Below are 13,899 nucleotides of genomic sequence, written 5' to 3' on the forward strand. Positions count from 1 at the left end.
CCGCCCCTACGGGTTTGATGCTGCCCATTGTAGGAGCGGGCTTGCCCGCGAAAACGCGATATCGATCAATACAAATCCACCGGATCCACATCCAGCGACCAGCGGACCTGGCGCCCGCTGGGCATCTGTTCCAGCACCAGCAGCCAGCTGCTGAGCAGCCGATGCAGTGGCGCCCGGGCGTTAGCCTGCAGCAGCAATTGCGCCCGATAACGTCCGGCGCGTCGTTCCATGGGAGCTGGCACCGGGCCCAATAGTTCGATGCCCCCCAGATTCTGTTCTGCTAGCAGGCGCTCGGCCTCGCTGCAGGCTTCATCGAGGAAGCCCTCGGCCTGGCCCGGCTTGTGCGCTTCGGCCCGGAGCAGGGCCAGATGAGCAAAAGGTGGCAGGCCCGCGGCGCGGCGCTCGCTCAGGGCCTGTTCGGCAAAGGCGAAGTAACCCTGTTCGGTCAATTGCACCAGCAACGGGTGGTCGGCCAGGTGGGTCTGGATGATCACCTTGCCCGGCTCTTCTGCACGGCCTGCACGCCCGGCGACCTGGACGATCAGCTGCGCCATGCGCTCGCTGGCGCGGAAATCACCGGAGAACAGGCCGCCATCGGCGTCGAGGATCGACACCAGGGTGACCCGGGGAAAGTGGTGACCCTTGGCCAGCATCTGGGTGCCTACCAGGATGCACGGGTGGCCTTTCTGGATGGTGGCGAACAGCTGGTTCATCGCATCTTTACGTGAGGTGCTGTCGCGATCCACCCGCAGTACCGGGTAATCGGGAAACAAGATCCCCAGGCGTTCCTCTGCTCGTTCGGTGCCGGCTCCCACAGGACGCAGGTCGACCTTGCCGCATTGCGGACAGTGCCGGGGCACCCGTTCCACGTGACCGCAATGGTGGCAGCGCAACTCGTTGGAGCGCTGGTGCACGGTCATGCGGGCGTCACAGCGCTGGCATTCGGACATCCAGCCGCAATCGTGACACAGCAGGGTCGGGGCGAAGCCGCGGCGGTTGAGGAACACCAGCACTTGTTGCCCGGCCGCCAGCGTCTGGCCGATGGCTTGTTGCATGGGGCCGGAGATGCCGCTGTCCAGGGGGCGACTCTTCACATCCAGCCTTAGGAAGCGCGGCTGCTTGGCACCGCCAGCGCGCTCATTCAGGCGCAGCAGGCCATAGCGGCCGGTGTAGGCGTTGTGCAGGCTTTCCAGGGACGGAGTGGCCGAGCCGAGGACAATCGGGATGTTTTCCTGGCGCGCGCGCACCAGGGCCAGGTCGCGCGCGTGGTAGCGCAGGCCTTCCTGCTGTTTATAGGAGCCGTCGTGTTCTTCGTCGATGATGATCAGCCCGGGGTTCTTCATTGGCGTGAACAGCGCCGAGCGGGTACCGATGATGATGTCGGCCTCGCCATCCCGGGCGGCGAGCCAGGCATCCAGGCGCTCGCGATCGTTGACCGCCGAGTGCAGTAGGGCGATGCGCGCGTTGAACCGTTGCTCGAAGCGCGCCAGGGTTTGCGGACCAAGGTTGATCTCCGGGATCAGTACCAGGGCCTGCTTGCCCGCTTCCAGGGTTTCACGGATCAGTTGCAGGTAGACCTCGGTCTTGCCGCTGCCGGTGACGCCGGCCAGGAGAAAGGCGTGATAACTGTCGAAGCCTGCGCGAATGGCTTCATAGGCGGCGCGTTGCTCGCTGTTGAGCGGCAGTTCCGGCTGGGCCAGCCAGTGTTCGTGGCGCACTCCGGGAGCGTGCTTGCGCACTTCTACCTGCACCAGGTCCTTGGCCAGCAGCAGATCCAGGCTGTCCTTGCTCAGCATCAGCTTGCTCAGCAGCGTGTGGGGTACGCCGTGAGGATGCTGGGCCAGGGTCGCGAGGGCTTCGCGCTGCCGCGGGGCGCGGGCGATGCGCGGGTCGTCCTGCCGGGCGCCTGGAGCAATCGACCAGAAACGCTCCTGGCGAGCTTCGGCCAGTTCGCCCTGGCGCAGCAGCACCGGCAAGGCCCAGCTCAGGGTGTCCCCCAGGCTGTGCTGATAGTACTGGGCGGTCCACAGGCACAGCTTGAACAATGCCGGGGGCAGCGGCGCAGTGGGGTCCAGCAGGGCCAGTGCCGGCTTGAGTTTGTCCGCCGGGACCTCGCTGTGATCCGCCACTTCCACCAGGATGCCAATCATTTCCCGGCGGCCGAAGGGCACTCGCAGACGCATGCCCGGATGCAGCTGGGCGCGCAGCACGCCGGCCGGAGCACGGTAGTCGAACAGGCGGCGCAGGGGCGAAGGCAGGGCGAGGCGCAGGATGGCGTCGGGCACGCGGGAAAATCTCGTTGAGCGGACGGTAAATAAGCCCCGGAGCCTAACAGAGGAGCGGTGGAGTGTCCTGTACAAGCGTGCGTGCCTCCCGCTGATTGGGAGGCTGGCAGAACCAGATCCGCCAAGCGCGATTCGAAGGGTGGCAAAGCGAGGGCTGTCAAGGTTATGGGCGGTTTTTCTGATGGAATGCAGTCAGGGTCTCTTGCGCGATTGATGCGGTCTGGTAGAATTCGCGCCCTAATTCGTGCGGTATTCAACAATAGTGTTGGGTGGCGGCACGCTAGCCTGAGGAATACACCATGAAAGCCAATATCCATCCAGTATACGAAGCCATTACCGCTACTTGCAGCTGCGGTAACGTCATCGAAACTCGCTCCACCCTGGCCAAGCCTCTGAGCCTGGACGTGTGCAACGAGTGCCACCCGTTCTACACCGGTAAGCAAAAAACTCTGGACGTTGGCGGTCGTGTCGACAAGTTCAAGTCGCGCTTCGGTGCTTTCGGCGCAACGAAAAAGGCCTAAGGCTGATCGTTGTGGAAAGCCGATATCGACTTTCCTCGCTGATGAAAAAGGCGTCCCAAGTGGGCGCCTTTTTTGTGGGCGCGATTTGGCTGACCGCCGCCCAGGCGTTTTGCCCAACACCAAAGGGGCTGATTCCTGCGACGGTACAGCGGGTAGTGGATGGCGACACGTTGCGCCTGAAGGATGGCCGCAGCGTGCGCATGATCGGTCTCAATGCGCCGGAGTTGGCCGGCAAGGGGCGTCCCGCAGAGCCCTATGCGCTGGCGGCACGGCAGCGCTTGCAACAGCTAGTGGCACAAAGTGGTGGCAGGGTTGGCTTGCTGGTGGGGCGCGAAAGGCGTGATCGCTATGGTCGGACCCTGGCCCATGTCTATGGCGCCAGTGGCATCAACTTTGAGGCCCGACTGATCGCTGAAGGGCTCGCCTATCAGATCGCGGTAGCGCCGAACGTCGCCCAGATCGCCTGCCAACAGGCCGCTGAAAACCATGCGCGCCGTGCTGGGCTGGGGCTTTGGCGACGTTCACCTGTACTGAAAGCGGAGCAGATCCGCCGCTCGGGTTTTGCCTTGGTCGAGGGCCGTGTGAGCAAGGTGCAGCGCAATCGTGGCGGGATTTGGATCGCATTGCAGGGCAAGGTTGTATTGCATATTGCACCCAATGTCCTGGGGCGCTTCGATCGCCAGTTGCTCAAAGGTCTTTCGGGACGGCGGATCGAGGTTCGCGGCTGGGTGATGGATCGCTCGCGCGAAGACCGCTTCAAATCTGCCGGAGCACGCTGGATGTTGTCATTGAGTGATCCCTCCGCCTTCAGACTTCTCTGATAAAGAAAAATTGTAGACATTTTTTAATCAGATTGTGAACAGTTGAAAGCCTTGTATCCCGCGGCTCTTGGCCCAAAGTCGTACGCTACAGGCCTTGACAGGGGTGACTGGCCAGTCTTGTGGGGACTATGCGACACGCGTATCCTCGGCGGTCCGTCTGTCCAACAGCAAAAAGCGGAATGCCCACATGTCTGATTTGAAAACTGCCGCTCTCGAATATCATGCCCATCCTCGTCCAGGAAAGCTGAGTGTCGAGCTCACCAAGGCCACTGCTACCGCTCGTGATCTGGCGTTGGCCTACAGCCCCGGCGTAGCCGAACCGGTACGCGAAATCGCTCGCGATCCGGAACTGGCCTACAAGTACACCGGCAAAGGCAACCTGGTTGCCGTCATTTCCGATGGCACCGCGATTCTCGGTCTGGGTAACCTCGGTCCGTTGGCCTCCAAGCCAGTGATGGAAGGCAAAGGCGTACTGTTCAAGCGTTTCGCCGGGATCGATGTATTCGACATCGAAGTCGATTCCGAAAGCCCGCAGGCCTTCATCGACACCGTCAAGCGCATCTCCATCACCTTCGGCGGTATCAACCTCGAAGACATCAAGGCACCTGAGTGCTTCGAGATCGAGCGCGCGCTGATCGAGCAGTGTGACATCCCGGTATTCCACGATGACCAGCACGGTACTGCGATCGTGACCGCAGCCGGCATGATCAACGCCCTGGAAATCGCTGGCAAAACCCTGGCCGATGCCAAGATCGTCTGCCTGGGTGCCGGTGCTGCTGCCATCTCCTGCATGAAGTTGCTGGTGAGCATGGGTGCGCAGATCGAGAACATCTTCATGGTTGACCGTACCGGTGTGATCCACTCCGGCCGTGATGACCTGAACCAGTACAAGGCAGTGTTTGCCCACACCACCGACAAGCGCACCCTGGGCGACGCCCTGCAAGGTGCTGACGTGTTCGTCGGTCTGTCCGGTCCGAACCTGCTGAGCGCTGAAGGCCTGAAGTCGATGGCGCCGAACCCGATCGTGTTCGCCTGCTCGAACCCTGATCCGGAAATCGCTCCAGAGCTGGCTCACGCCACCCGTGACGACGTGATCATGGCCACCGGTCGTTCGGACTACCCGAACCAGGTGAACAACGTGCTGGGCTTCCCATTCATCTTCCGTGGAGCCCTGGACGTACGTGCCAAGCGCATCAACGAAGAAATGAAGATCGCCGCGGCCAACGCCCTGCGTGAATTGGCCAAGCTGCCAGTGCCACAGGAAGTGTGCGATGCCTACGGCGGCATCAAGCTGGAATTCGGCCGTGAGTACATCATTCCGAAGCCAATGGATGCTCGCCTGATCACCGTGATCTCCGATGCAGTGGCCAAGGCCGCTCTCGAGACTGGCGTGGCAACCCTGCCGTATCCGAAGAACTACCCGCTGAAAAGCGTGGATGACGTGTTCAACGGTTAATCGCAGACCCATAAAAAACCCGGCCTTGGTGCCGGGTTTTTTTATGCAGAATTTTCAAGCGGCAAGAGCGCGCGGTGTCGCTCGTTCTTGCCGCCTGAGGTTGATCTAGAACAGATCGATCGGTGCCGCTTCGTCCGCTGGCAGAGGGCTGCCCGGGGCCGCGCCATTGCCCAGTTCGTTGACCGACGGTGGGCTGTCTTCGCTTTTGAACAGTTCGAAGTAGGCATTGGGCGTGCCCGGAGTAGCGGCGCGGCCACTGACCGGGTCGACCCGCAGGCTGAGGATGCCTTCCGGTTCGGGCTGGGTATGCGGCGGCTTGCCCTTGAGGGCGGCACCCATGAAGTTCATCCAGATCGGTAGCGCCACAGTGCCGCCGTATTCACGACGCCCCAGGCTTTCCGGTTGGTCGAAGCCGGTCCACACCGTGGTCACGTAGTCGGCGTTGTAGCCGGAGAACCAGGCATCCTTGGAATCGTTGGTGGTACCGGTCTTGCCGGCCAGGTCCGAGCGGCCAAGGGCCAGTGCGCGGCGCCCGGTCCCCAGCTTGATCACGTCCTCGAGCATGCTGTTGAGGATGTAGGAGGTGCGTCCGTCAATGATCCGCTCGGCCACTGCTGGAGTCTGCACCGGCGCTTGTGCTGGATTCTCGCCAGCGACTGTGTTGACCGTGAAGTTGTGCTCCGGGGCCGCGATGCCACTGCTGGCGGTATCACCGGTGGGGACGCTGGGCGGGTTGGCGCTGAACAACATCTCGCCGTTGCGGCTTTCGATCTTGTCGATGATGTACGGGCTGATCTTGTAGCCGCCGTTGGCAAAAGTGCTCCAGCCAGTGGCGATTTCCATGGGCGTCAGGGTCGCGGTGCCCAGGGCCAGGGACAGGTTGCGCGGCAGGTCCTGCTTGTTGAAGCCGAACTTGCTGATGTAGTCGATGGTGCGGTCCACGCCCATGCTTTGCAGGAGGCGGATCGACACCAGGTTGCGCGACTTGTACAGCGCTTCGCGCATACGGATCGGACCGAGGAAGGTGTTGGTGTCGTTTTTCGGACGCCAGACCTTGTCCAGGTATTCGTCGACGAACACGATCGGTGCATCGTTCACCAGGCTGGCTGGGGTGTAGCCGTTGTCCAGGGCGGCGCTATAGATGAACGGCTTGAAGCTCGAGCCGGGCTGGCGCTTGGCCTGCATCGCCCGGTTGTAGTTGCTCTGCTCGAAGGCAAAGCCGCCCACCAGGGCGCGGATGGCCCCATTCTGCGGATCCAGGGTCACCAGGGCGCCTTGAGCCACCGGGATCTGACTGAACTTCAGCGAGTTGTCCGCCTGGCGCTGCACGCGAATCAGGTCGCCGACCTGGGCTACGTCCGCTGGTTGGCGAGGGACCGGCCCCATGCTGTTGGTGTTGAGGAACGGCCGGGCCCATTTCATGGTGTCCCAGGCCACATGCTCTTCGCCGTTGCGGGTCAGCACCTGGACGCCATTCTTCTCGACCTGGGTGACGATCGCCGGTTCCAGGCCGCTGATAGTGCGCTGCTTGGTCAGCTCGGTGGTCCAGGCTGCCTGGGTCTTGCCTGGCAGGCGGGATTCCGGACCGCGATAGCCGTGGCGCTGGTCATAGGTCATCAAGCCTTCGTGGACCGCGGTATTGGCCATCTCCTGCAGGTCGCTGGGCACCGTGGTGGTGACTCGGAAACCTTCGGTATAGGCGTCGCTGCCATAGCGACCGACCATCTCGGCGCGGGCCATTTCGGCGACATACGGCGCATTCACTTCCGGGGTCGGTACGTGATAGCTGGCATTCAGCGGCTCGTTGAGCGCCTCGGTGTAGGCTGCCTCGGTGATCTTGCCGAGCTTGTACATGCGGCCGAGGATCCAGTCGCGACGTTCCTTGCTGCGCGCCGGGTTGGCCAGCGGGTTGAAGCGCGAAGGCGCCTTGGGCAGGCCGGCGATCATCGCCATCTGGGCCAGGCTCGCGTCACGAATGGACTTGCCGTAATACACCTGGGACGCTGCCTCGATACCGTAGGCGCGGTTACCCAGGTAGATCTTGTTGACGTACAGCTCGAGGATCTCGTCCTTGGTCAATTGCCGTTCGATCTGCAGGGCCAGGAGAATTTCGGTGGTCTTGCGCGAGAAGCTGCGTTCGCTGCTGAGGAAGAAGTTCTTCGCCACCTGCATGGTGATGGTGCTACCGCCCGACTGGATGTGTCCGCTCTTGACCAGCTGGGTCGCAGCGCGCATCAGGCTGCTGGGGTCAACCCCGTAATGGTTAGCGAAGTTGTCGTCTTCAGCACTTAGTAACGCATTGATGAAGTTGGGTGGAATGTCGGCGAAACGTATGGGGGTACGGCGCATTTCGCCAAATTCTGCGATCAACTTGCCGTCGCTGCTGTACACCCGCAGGGGAATCTGCAACTGGATGCTTCTCAGGGCCTCAACCGACGGCAGGCCGGGACTAAGATAGAGATACGCACCGGAAAGGGCGAGGAGCAGCCCGCAGAACACCGCGACGATGGACCACCCGAAAAACTTCAGCAGACGAATCAAGGCTTTTGGATTTCCAGAGAAAGGAATGAATTAGGCGTCAGGGCATTGACGGCAATCAGGGGCCGACCCACGCAGCAGGTAAAAGCGGAAAAAACGCTGGGCATTATAAGCATTTTCCACCGAGAGCGTCATTTGCCCGTCTGTCAAGACGCGGCGATTGAGCGCAAGGCGCCTCAAGGAGTCCGTAACTCACGGATAGTCATAGGGAATTGGTCGTGCTTGGACTCTTCAGCAAAAAGCCGAGTTCCCTTCTGGGGATCGATATCAGTGCGACCTCGGTCACGCTTCTGGCCTTGAGTCGTCAGGGGACGGGCTACCGGGTCGAGGCTTATGCCAGGGAGTGCCTGGCGCCCGAGACGTTGCTCGACCAGCGCAGCGCCGATCCCGAGGTGCTGGCCATGGCCTTGTCTCGCGCCTGGCTCAAGAGCGGCAGCCGCCTCAAGGGCGCGGTGGTGGCGGTGGCCGGTGAGGTGGTGATCAGCAAGCTGATCGAGATGCCGGCGGGGCTGCCCGCCGATGAACTGGAGAGCCAACTTGTGCTGGAGGCCGGTCAGTACATTCCCTATCCCCTGGAGGAGGTGACCATCGACTTTGAGGTGCAGGGCGCTGTGCACGGCGATCCCCGGCGGGTCCAGGTGTTGCTGGTGGCCTGTCGCAACGAACATGTTGAACACCTCGAATTGGTGCTGACCCTGGCCGGCCTGACCCCGCAGATAGTGGAGACCGCGCCCCTGGCCCTGGAGCGCTGCCTGCAGACGCTGACTGTGCATCTGCCATCTGCGTCCCGCTCGGTTGTGGCACTGCTGGAGATAGGCACGAACATGAGCACTTTCAGCGTGCTGCACGGTGGGCAGATCATCCACAGCCACGAGCAACTGTTCGGCAGTCGAGCGTTGCTGGAGACCCTTGAGCAACGTTATTCATTGACGCTGGACGAGATGCTGCTGGCGCAGCGTCAGGACGGTCTACCGGAGGGTTGTGCCGAGGAAGTACTGCGTGCGCTCGAACAAGGCGTGCTCCAGCAGTTGTCCCGCGCCTTGCAGTTGTTTGCTGCCTCGCCCCAGCAACAGCCGGTGGGCCTGTTGTTGCTGGCAGGTGATGGCAGTCGCCTGGCGGGTTTGGACCGACGGCTGGAGCAGCAACTAGGAATTAGCACGTTTGTCGCCAACCCTTTTCTCGGCATGGCGGTGAGCGACCAGGTCGATGCCCAGCTGCTTGCAGCAGAGGCTCCGAGCCTGCTGATCGCCTGCGGCCTGGCGTTGAGAGGATTTGACTGATGGCTCGGATCAATCTTCTGCCTTGGCGCGAGGCGTCGCGTGAGCTTCGACGCCGGCGTTTCCTGCGGGCGCTGGCAGCAATGATCGTGCTCGGTGGTGGGGTAGTCCTGCTGGCCGACGCCTACATCGGTCGGCTGATCGAGCGGCAGCGTCTGCGTGGCCAATATCTGGGGCAGGCGACGCTGCGACTGGACAAGCAGATCGCCAGTATTCATGAGCTCAAGGCACAGCGCCAGCAACTGCTTGAGCGCATGAGCATCATTGAAGGCCTGCAGGGCAATCGCTCGTCCAATGTGCGGGTTTTCCAGCAGTTGACCCGCAGCTTGCCCGATGGCGTGTATTTCACCGAAGTGGATCTGCAGGGGCAGAGCCTGGTCATCAGCGGGGCTGCCGAGTCGAACAACCGGGTATCGGACTTGATGCGCAATTTGCAATCTGCCGAGGGTTTTGCCGCGCCCAGCCTGACCAAGGTAAAGAGCGCTGCGGATACCAATCAGGGCCTGGGTAACCTGTTTCGGCTCAGTGTGGGGCAGACGCCCGTGTTGCCTGTGGAGCCGGGAGGATGAGCGTGGGACGCTGGTTAGTGGAGTTGCGTCGCAGCGATCTGCGGGCGCTGGACCTGGGCAACCTTGGCTCCTGGCCGGCACTGATCAAGACGTTGGTGGCGGTTCTGCTGTTGCTGTTGGTGCTGGTGTCGGGCTACAGCCTTTATCTGGCTTCGCGCCTGGAACAACTGGACCGGCAGCGCCAGGAAGAGATCCGTTTCAAGCAGCAATTCGCTGATAAGGCTCGACAGGGGGCCAATCTTGAGCGTTACTGCGAGCAGTTAGAGGCCATACAAAACAGCTTTGATCTGTTGCTGCGCCAGTTGCCCAATGACGCCGAAGTTCCAGGGCTGCTTGAAGACATCAGTCGCGTGGGGTTGGGCAGTGGCTTGGCGTTTGAAGAGATCAAGCTGCAATCGGAGGTGGCCCGGCAGTTTTATGTCGAGTTGCCGATTCAGATCACCGTCACCGGTGCCTATCACGATCTGGCGACCTTCGTCAGCGGGGTCGCCGGGTTGCCACGAATCGTCACCCTGCATGATTTTCAGATCAAGCCTGTGGAAGCAGGCAATCCCGAGCGCTTGCGCATGAGCATTGAGGCGCGAACCTACAGGTATGACCGCCTGGAGCCGCAGTCGTGAGGCGCTTGCGCTGGGCTGCGTTCGGTTGCTTGTGCATGGGCCTGTGGGGTTGTAGCGGTGGCGATGACTTCGCTGACCTGGACGCCTATATGAATGAAGTGCGCGGGCAATCAGTAGGGCCGATTGAACCAACACCGCTCATCCATTCTTACCCCTCGTTCACCTACAGCGCCAGTGCATTGCGCAGTCCGTTTCAGCCGAAGCAAACAATCGACCTGGCAGCTCGTCAGCAGGGAGTGAGTGCGGTTCGGCCCGATCCGCAGCGGGTCCGGCAATACCTCGAAGGTTTCGATATCGAGCAGTTGCAGATGGTCGGGAGCCTGTCCAACGCCTCGGGAAGCTTTGCCCTGCTGCGCGGCGCCGGTGGGGTGCATCGGCTCAAGGTCGGTGACTACCTGGGCCGCAGCGAAGGCCGGATCGTGGCCATCAGGGATTCCCAGGTGGAGGTAGTGGAAATTGTTCCCGATGGAACAGGAGCCTGGCTGGAGCGACCGCGGACTCTGCCGCTGAAAACACACTCTTAAGTGGGATCTGGAAATGAACAGGACTGTTTCAGCCTTCGGTGCTGCGCTATGGATAGCGTTGCAGGCGTCGATGGTCGGCGCTGCCGAGCCCAAGGCCGCCACTTCTGGTGGAGTAACTCAAGTGCCGGGCAAGCGCCTGGCTGAACCTGCGGATACGGTGCGCTCGACCTTCCACGCCGATGCCCGGTTGAGCGCCAGCGTCCGCCCTCTGGCGGATGCAGATGCCAGGCGCAGTGCGTCGGCTCCTGACTACAGCGGCGAAAAACTCTCGTTGAACTTCCAGGACATCGAGGTGCGTTCGGTATTGCAACTGATCGCCGATTTCACCGGCCTCAATCTGGTGACCAGCGACACCGTGCAAGGCGGCATCACCCTGCGCCTGCAGAATGTGCCCTGGGATCAGGCCCTGGACCTGGTCCTCAAGACCAAGGGCCTGGACCAGCGCAAAATCGGTAATGTACTGCTGGTGGCCCCGGTGGATGAAATCGCCGCCCGGGAACGCCAGGAGCTGGAGTCGCAGAAACACTTGGAGGATCTGGCACCCCTGCGACGGGAGCTGTTGCAGGTCAATTACGCCAAGGCTGCAGACATCGCCAAGTTGTTCCAGTCGGTGACCGGTACCGAGGAGAAAGCTGAGCAGCGTGGTTCGATCACCGTCGATGAGCGTACCAACAACATCATTGCCTACCAGATCCAGGAGCGCCTTGACGAGCTGCGGCGCATCGTCGCTCAGCTGGATATTCCGGTACGCCAGGTGATGATCGAGGCACGGATCGTCGAGGCCAATGTCGACTACGACAGGAGCCTGGGCGTGCGCTGGGGCGGGTCGGTGCAGAACAAGGGCAATTGGAACGCCTCGGGCGTGCAAAACGGGGCCAGCGGTTCGTCGACCATTGGCAGCCAAGGCAGCAGTGGCAGCAACTCGCCGTTTGTCGATCTGGGAGCCACGGCCAACACTTCGGGTATCGGCATCGCCTACATCACCAACAACGTGTTGCTGGACCTGGAACTGGCTGCAATGGAGAAGAGCGGCAATGGCGAGATTGTCTCCCAGCCCAAGGTGGTCACTTCCGACAAGGAAACCGCGAAGATCCTCAAGGGCACCGAAATTCCCTACCAGGAGGCCAGCTCCAGTGGCGCGACCTCGGTGTCATTCAAGGAGGCCTCGCTCTCCCTGGAAGTGACGCCGCAGATCACTCCGGACAATCGCATCATCATCGAGGTCAAGGTCACCAAGGATGAGCCCGACTACTTGAACAAGGTCCAGGATGTACCGCCGATCAAGAAGAGCGAAGTCAATGCCAAGGTCCTGGTCAGTGACGGTGAGACCATCGTCATTGGCGGGGTTTTTTCGAATACCCAAAGCAAGGTTGTAGATAAAGTGCCATTTCTTGGCGATGTGCCGTATCTTGGCCGCCTTTTCCGGCGTGACGTGGTGTCGGAGAAAAAATCCGAGCTGCTGGTATTTCTCACTCCACGTATCATGAACAACCAGGCGATTGCTGTGAGTCGTTGATTCTGTGCGAAATTTGATTCTTGTTGGGCCGATGGGGGCTGGAAAAAGCACCATAGGCCGCTTACTGGCCAAAGAGCTGCGCCTGCCATTCAAAGATTCCGATAAGGAAATTGAACTGCGTACAGGCGCGAATATCCCGTGGATCTTCGATAAGGAAGGCGAGCCGGGCTTTCGCGATCGCGAGCAGGCGATGATCGCCGAGCTGTGCAGTGCCGATGGCGTGGTCCTGGCTACCGGCGGCGGTGCGGTAATGCGCGAAGCCAATCGTCGGGCACTGCGTGCCGGCGGACGAGTGGTCTATCTGCATGCCTCGGTGGAGCAGCAGGTAGGGCGCACCGCTCGGGACCGCAATCGTCCCTTGCTGCGCACCGCCGATCCGGCCAAGACCCTGCGCGACCTGCTGGAGATCCGCGACCCGCTTTATCGGGAAATCGCCGATCTGGTGGTGGAAACCGATGAGCGGCCGCCACGAATGGTGGTGCTGGACATACTTGAGCGCCTGCAGCAGCTGCCACCCCGTTAATGCATCGAGCGAAATGCGCTATTCTCGGCGTCGCGCCAGACCGCCAAGGTGTGGCGCAGAGCTATCGGGCGGCGTCAGAAAACCAGACGAGGCCCATCGTCAATAAAGGCAGAACGCCTGCTTCCATCTTCACTGTGGGGACACATGCAGACACTTAAGGTCGATCTAGGCGAGCGCAGCTACCCGATTCATATTGGTGAAGGATTGTTGGACCAGCCTGAGTTGCTGGTGCCGCACATTGCCGGGCGGCAAGTGGCGATTATTTCCAATGAGACCGTCGCGCCGCTGTACCTAGAGCGCCTGACCCGCAGCCTGACGCAGTTCTCGGTGATCTCGGTGGTCTTGCCCGATGGTGAGGCCTACAAGAACTGGGAAACCCTGCAGCTGATCTTCGACGGCCTGCTGACTGCGCGTCACGACCGCCGTACTACCATCATCGCCCTGGGGGGCGGTGTGATCGGTGACATGGCCGGTTTTGCCGCGGCCTGTTATCAGCGTGGAGTGGACTTCATCCAGGTTCCCACCACCCTGTTGTCCCAGGTGGACTCCTCGGTGGGCGGCAAGACGGGTATCAACCATCCCCTGGGCAAGAATATGGTCGGCGCTTTCTATCAGCCGAATGTGGTCCTGATCGACACCACCAGCCTCAATACCCTGCCGAGCCGCGAGCTGTCGGCGGGCCTGGCGGAAGTCATCAAGTACGGCCTGATCTGCGATGAGCCGTTTCTCACCTGGCTGGAAGAAAATGTCGACCGTCTGCGGGCGTTGGACCAGCAGGCGCTGACCTATGCCATCGAGCGCTCCTGCGCGGCCAAGGCCGCCGTGGTGGGTGCCGACGAACGTGAATCGGGGGTGCGTGCCACCCTCAACCTGGGTCATACCTTCGGCCACGCCATCGAAACCCACATGGGCTACGGTGTCTGGTTGCATGGGGAGGCGGTGGCTGCCGGCACCGTAATGGCCCTGGAAATGTCCACGCGCCTGGGCTGGATCTCCAGTCAGGAGCGTGACCGCGGTATTCGCTTGTTCCAGCGCGCGGGCTTGCCGGTCATCCCTCCTGAGGAGATGACCGAAGCGGATTTTCTCGAACACATGGCAATTGACAAGAAAGTGATCGACGGTCGTTTGCGTCTGGTGCTGTTGCGCCACATGGGCGAAGCCGTAGTGACCGACGATTATCCGAAAGAGGTTTTACAGGCCACGCTGGGAGCGGATTACCGCGCCCTGGCTCAGCTTAAAGGTTAATAAG

Annotated in this window: 11 protein-coding genes and 1 pseudogene; 10 read left to right on the forward strand and 2 right to left on the reverse strand. The window is 61.3% G+C overall.

What is annotated here, in order from left to right:
• Positions 1–65: 65 nt before the first annotated feature.
• Positions 66–2,285: a primosomal protein N' gene (locus tag GV818_RS01540; RefSeq protein ID WP_161775681.1), complete on the reverse strand. Its 2,220-nt coding sequence runs from the start codon at positions 2,283–2,285 to the stop codon at positions 66–68.
• 299 nt (positions 2,286–2,584) lie between these two features.
• Here GV818_RS01540 and rpmE point away from each other — a divergent pair, with 299 nt between their 5' ends.
• From rpmE to GV818_RS01555, 3 genes are all read left to right on the forward strand, one after another.
• Positions 2,585–2,806, forward strand: a complete 222-nt coding sequence (gene rpmE, locus GV818_RS01545) for a 50S ribosomal protein L31 (protein WP_161754507.1) — start codon at positions 2,585–2,587, stop codon at positions 2,804–2,806.
• A gap of 41 nt (positions 2,807–2,847) precedes the next feature.
• The gene (locus tag GV818_RS01550) at positions 2,848–3,627 is read left to right on the forward strand and encodes a thermonuclease family protein (protein ID WP_161775736.1); all 780 of its coding nucleotides are present in this window, start codon (positions 2,848–2,850) and stop codon (positions 3,625–3,627) included.
• 187 nt (positions 3,628–3,814) lie between these two features.
• Positions 3,815–5,083 carry a malic enzyme-like NAD(P)-binding protein gene (locus GV818_RS01555; RefSeq protein WP_161754511.1) on the forward strand — a complete coding sequence of 423 codons (1,269 nt, stop codon included), beginning with the start codon at positions 3,815–3,817 and terminating at the stop codon, positions 5,081–5,083.
• A gap of 105 nt (positions 5,084–5,188) precedes the next feature.
• Here GV818_RS01555 and GV818_RS01560 read toward each other — a convergent pair whose 3' ends face one another.
• Positions 5,189–7,621, reverse strand: coding sequence for a penicillin-binding protein 1A (locus GV818_RS01560; RefSeq protein ID WP_372242031.1), 2,433 nt, complete (start codon positions 7,619–7,621; stop codon positions 5,189–5,191).
• 218 nt (positions 7,622–7,839) lie between these two features.
• On the opposite strand from GV818_RS01560, the gene pilM reads away from it, so the two are divergent.
• The 7 genes and pseudogenes from pilM to aroB all read left to right on the forward strand — a co-directional run bounded on the left by pilM (position 7,840) and on the right by aroB (position 13,895).
• Entirely contained in the window at positions 7,840–8,901 is a 1,062-nt protein-coding gene (gene pilM, locus GV818_RS01565) for a type IV pilus assembly protein PilM (protein ID WP_161775682.1), read from the forward strand.
• Positions 8,901–9,467 (forward strand): PilN domain-containing protein, encoded by a 567-nt coding sequence (locus tag GV818_RS01570; RefSeq protein WP_161775683.1) that lies wholly within the window; start codon positions 8,901–8,903, stop codon positions 9,465–9,467. The genes pilM and GV818_RS01570 overlap by 1 nt, the downstream gene beginning before the upstream one ends.
• Positions 9,464–10,087, forward strand: a complete 624-nt coding sequence (locus GV818_RS01575; RefSeq protein WP_161775684.1) for a type 4a pilus biogenesis protein PilO — start codon at positions 9,464–9,466, stop codon at positions 10,085–10,087. The genes GV818_RS01570 and GV818_RS01575 overlap by 4 nt, the downstream gene beginning before the upstream one ends.
• Positions 10,084–10,611, forward strand: coding sequence for a pilus assembly protein PilP (locus GV818_RS01580; protein ID WP_372242027.1), 528 nt, complete (start codon positions 10,084–10,086; stop codon positions 10,609–10,611). Before GV818_RS01575 ends, GV818_RS01580 begins: the two co-directional genes overlap by 4 nt.
• A gap of 169 nt (positions 10,612–10,780) precedes the next feature.
• Positions 10,781–12,127 (forward strand): annotated as a pseudogene (locus GV818_RS01585) (type IV pilus secretin PilQ); the annotation flags it as partial.
• A gap of 4 nt (positions 12,128–12,131) precedes the next feature.
• A complete protein-coding gene (gene aroK / locus GV818_RS01590; RefSeq protein ID WP_161754525.1) occupies positions 12,132–12,650 on the forward strand; it encodes a shikimate kinase AroK in 519 nt (172 codons plus the stop codon).
• A gap of 144 nt (positions 12,651–12,794) precedes the next feature.
• Positions 12,795–13,895 (forward strand): 3-dehydroquinate synthase, encoded by a 1,101-nt coding sequence (aroB, locus tag GV818_RS01595; RefSeq protein ID WP_161775687.1) that lies wholly within the window; start codon positions 12,795–12,797, stop codon positions 13,893–13,895.
• The last annotated feature ends 4 nt before the right edge of the window (positions 13,896–13,899 follow it).

The organism is Pseudomonas sp. Fl4BN1 (assembly GCF_009908285.1).
In the GTDB taxonomy this organism is placed as follows: Bacteria; Pseudomonadota; Gammaproteobacteria; order Pseudomonadales; family Pseudomonadaceae; genus Aquipseudomonas.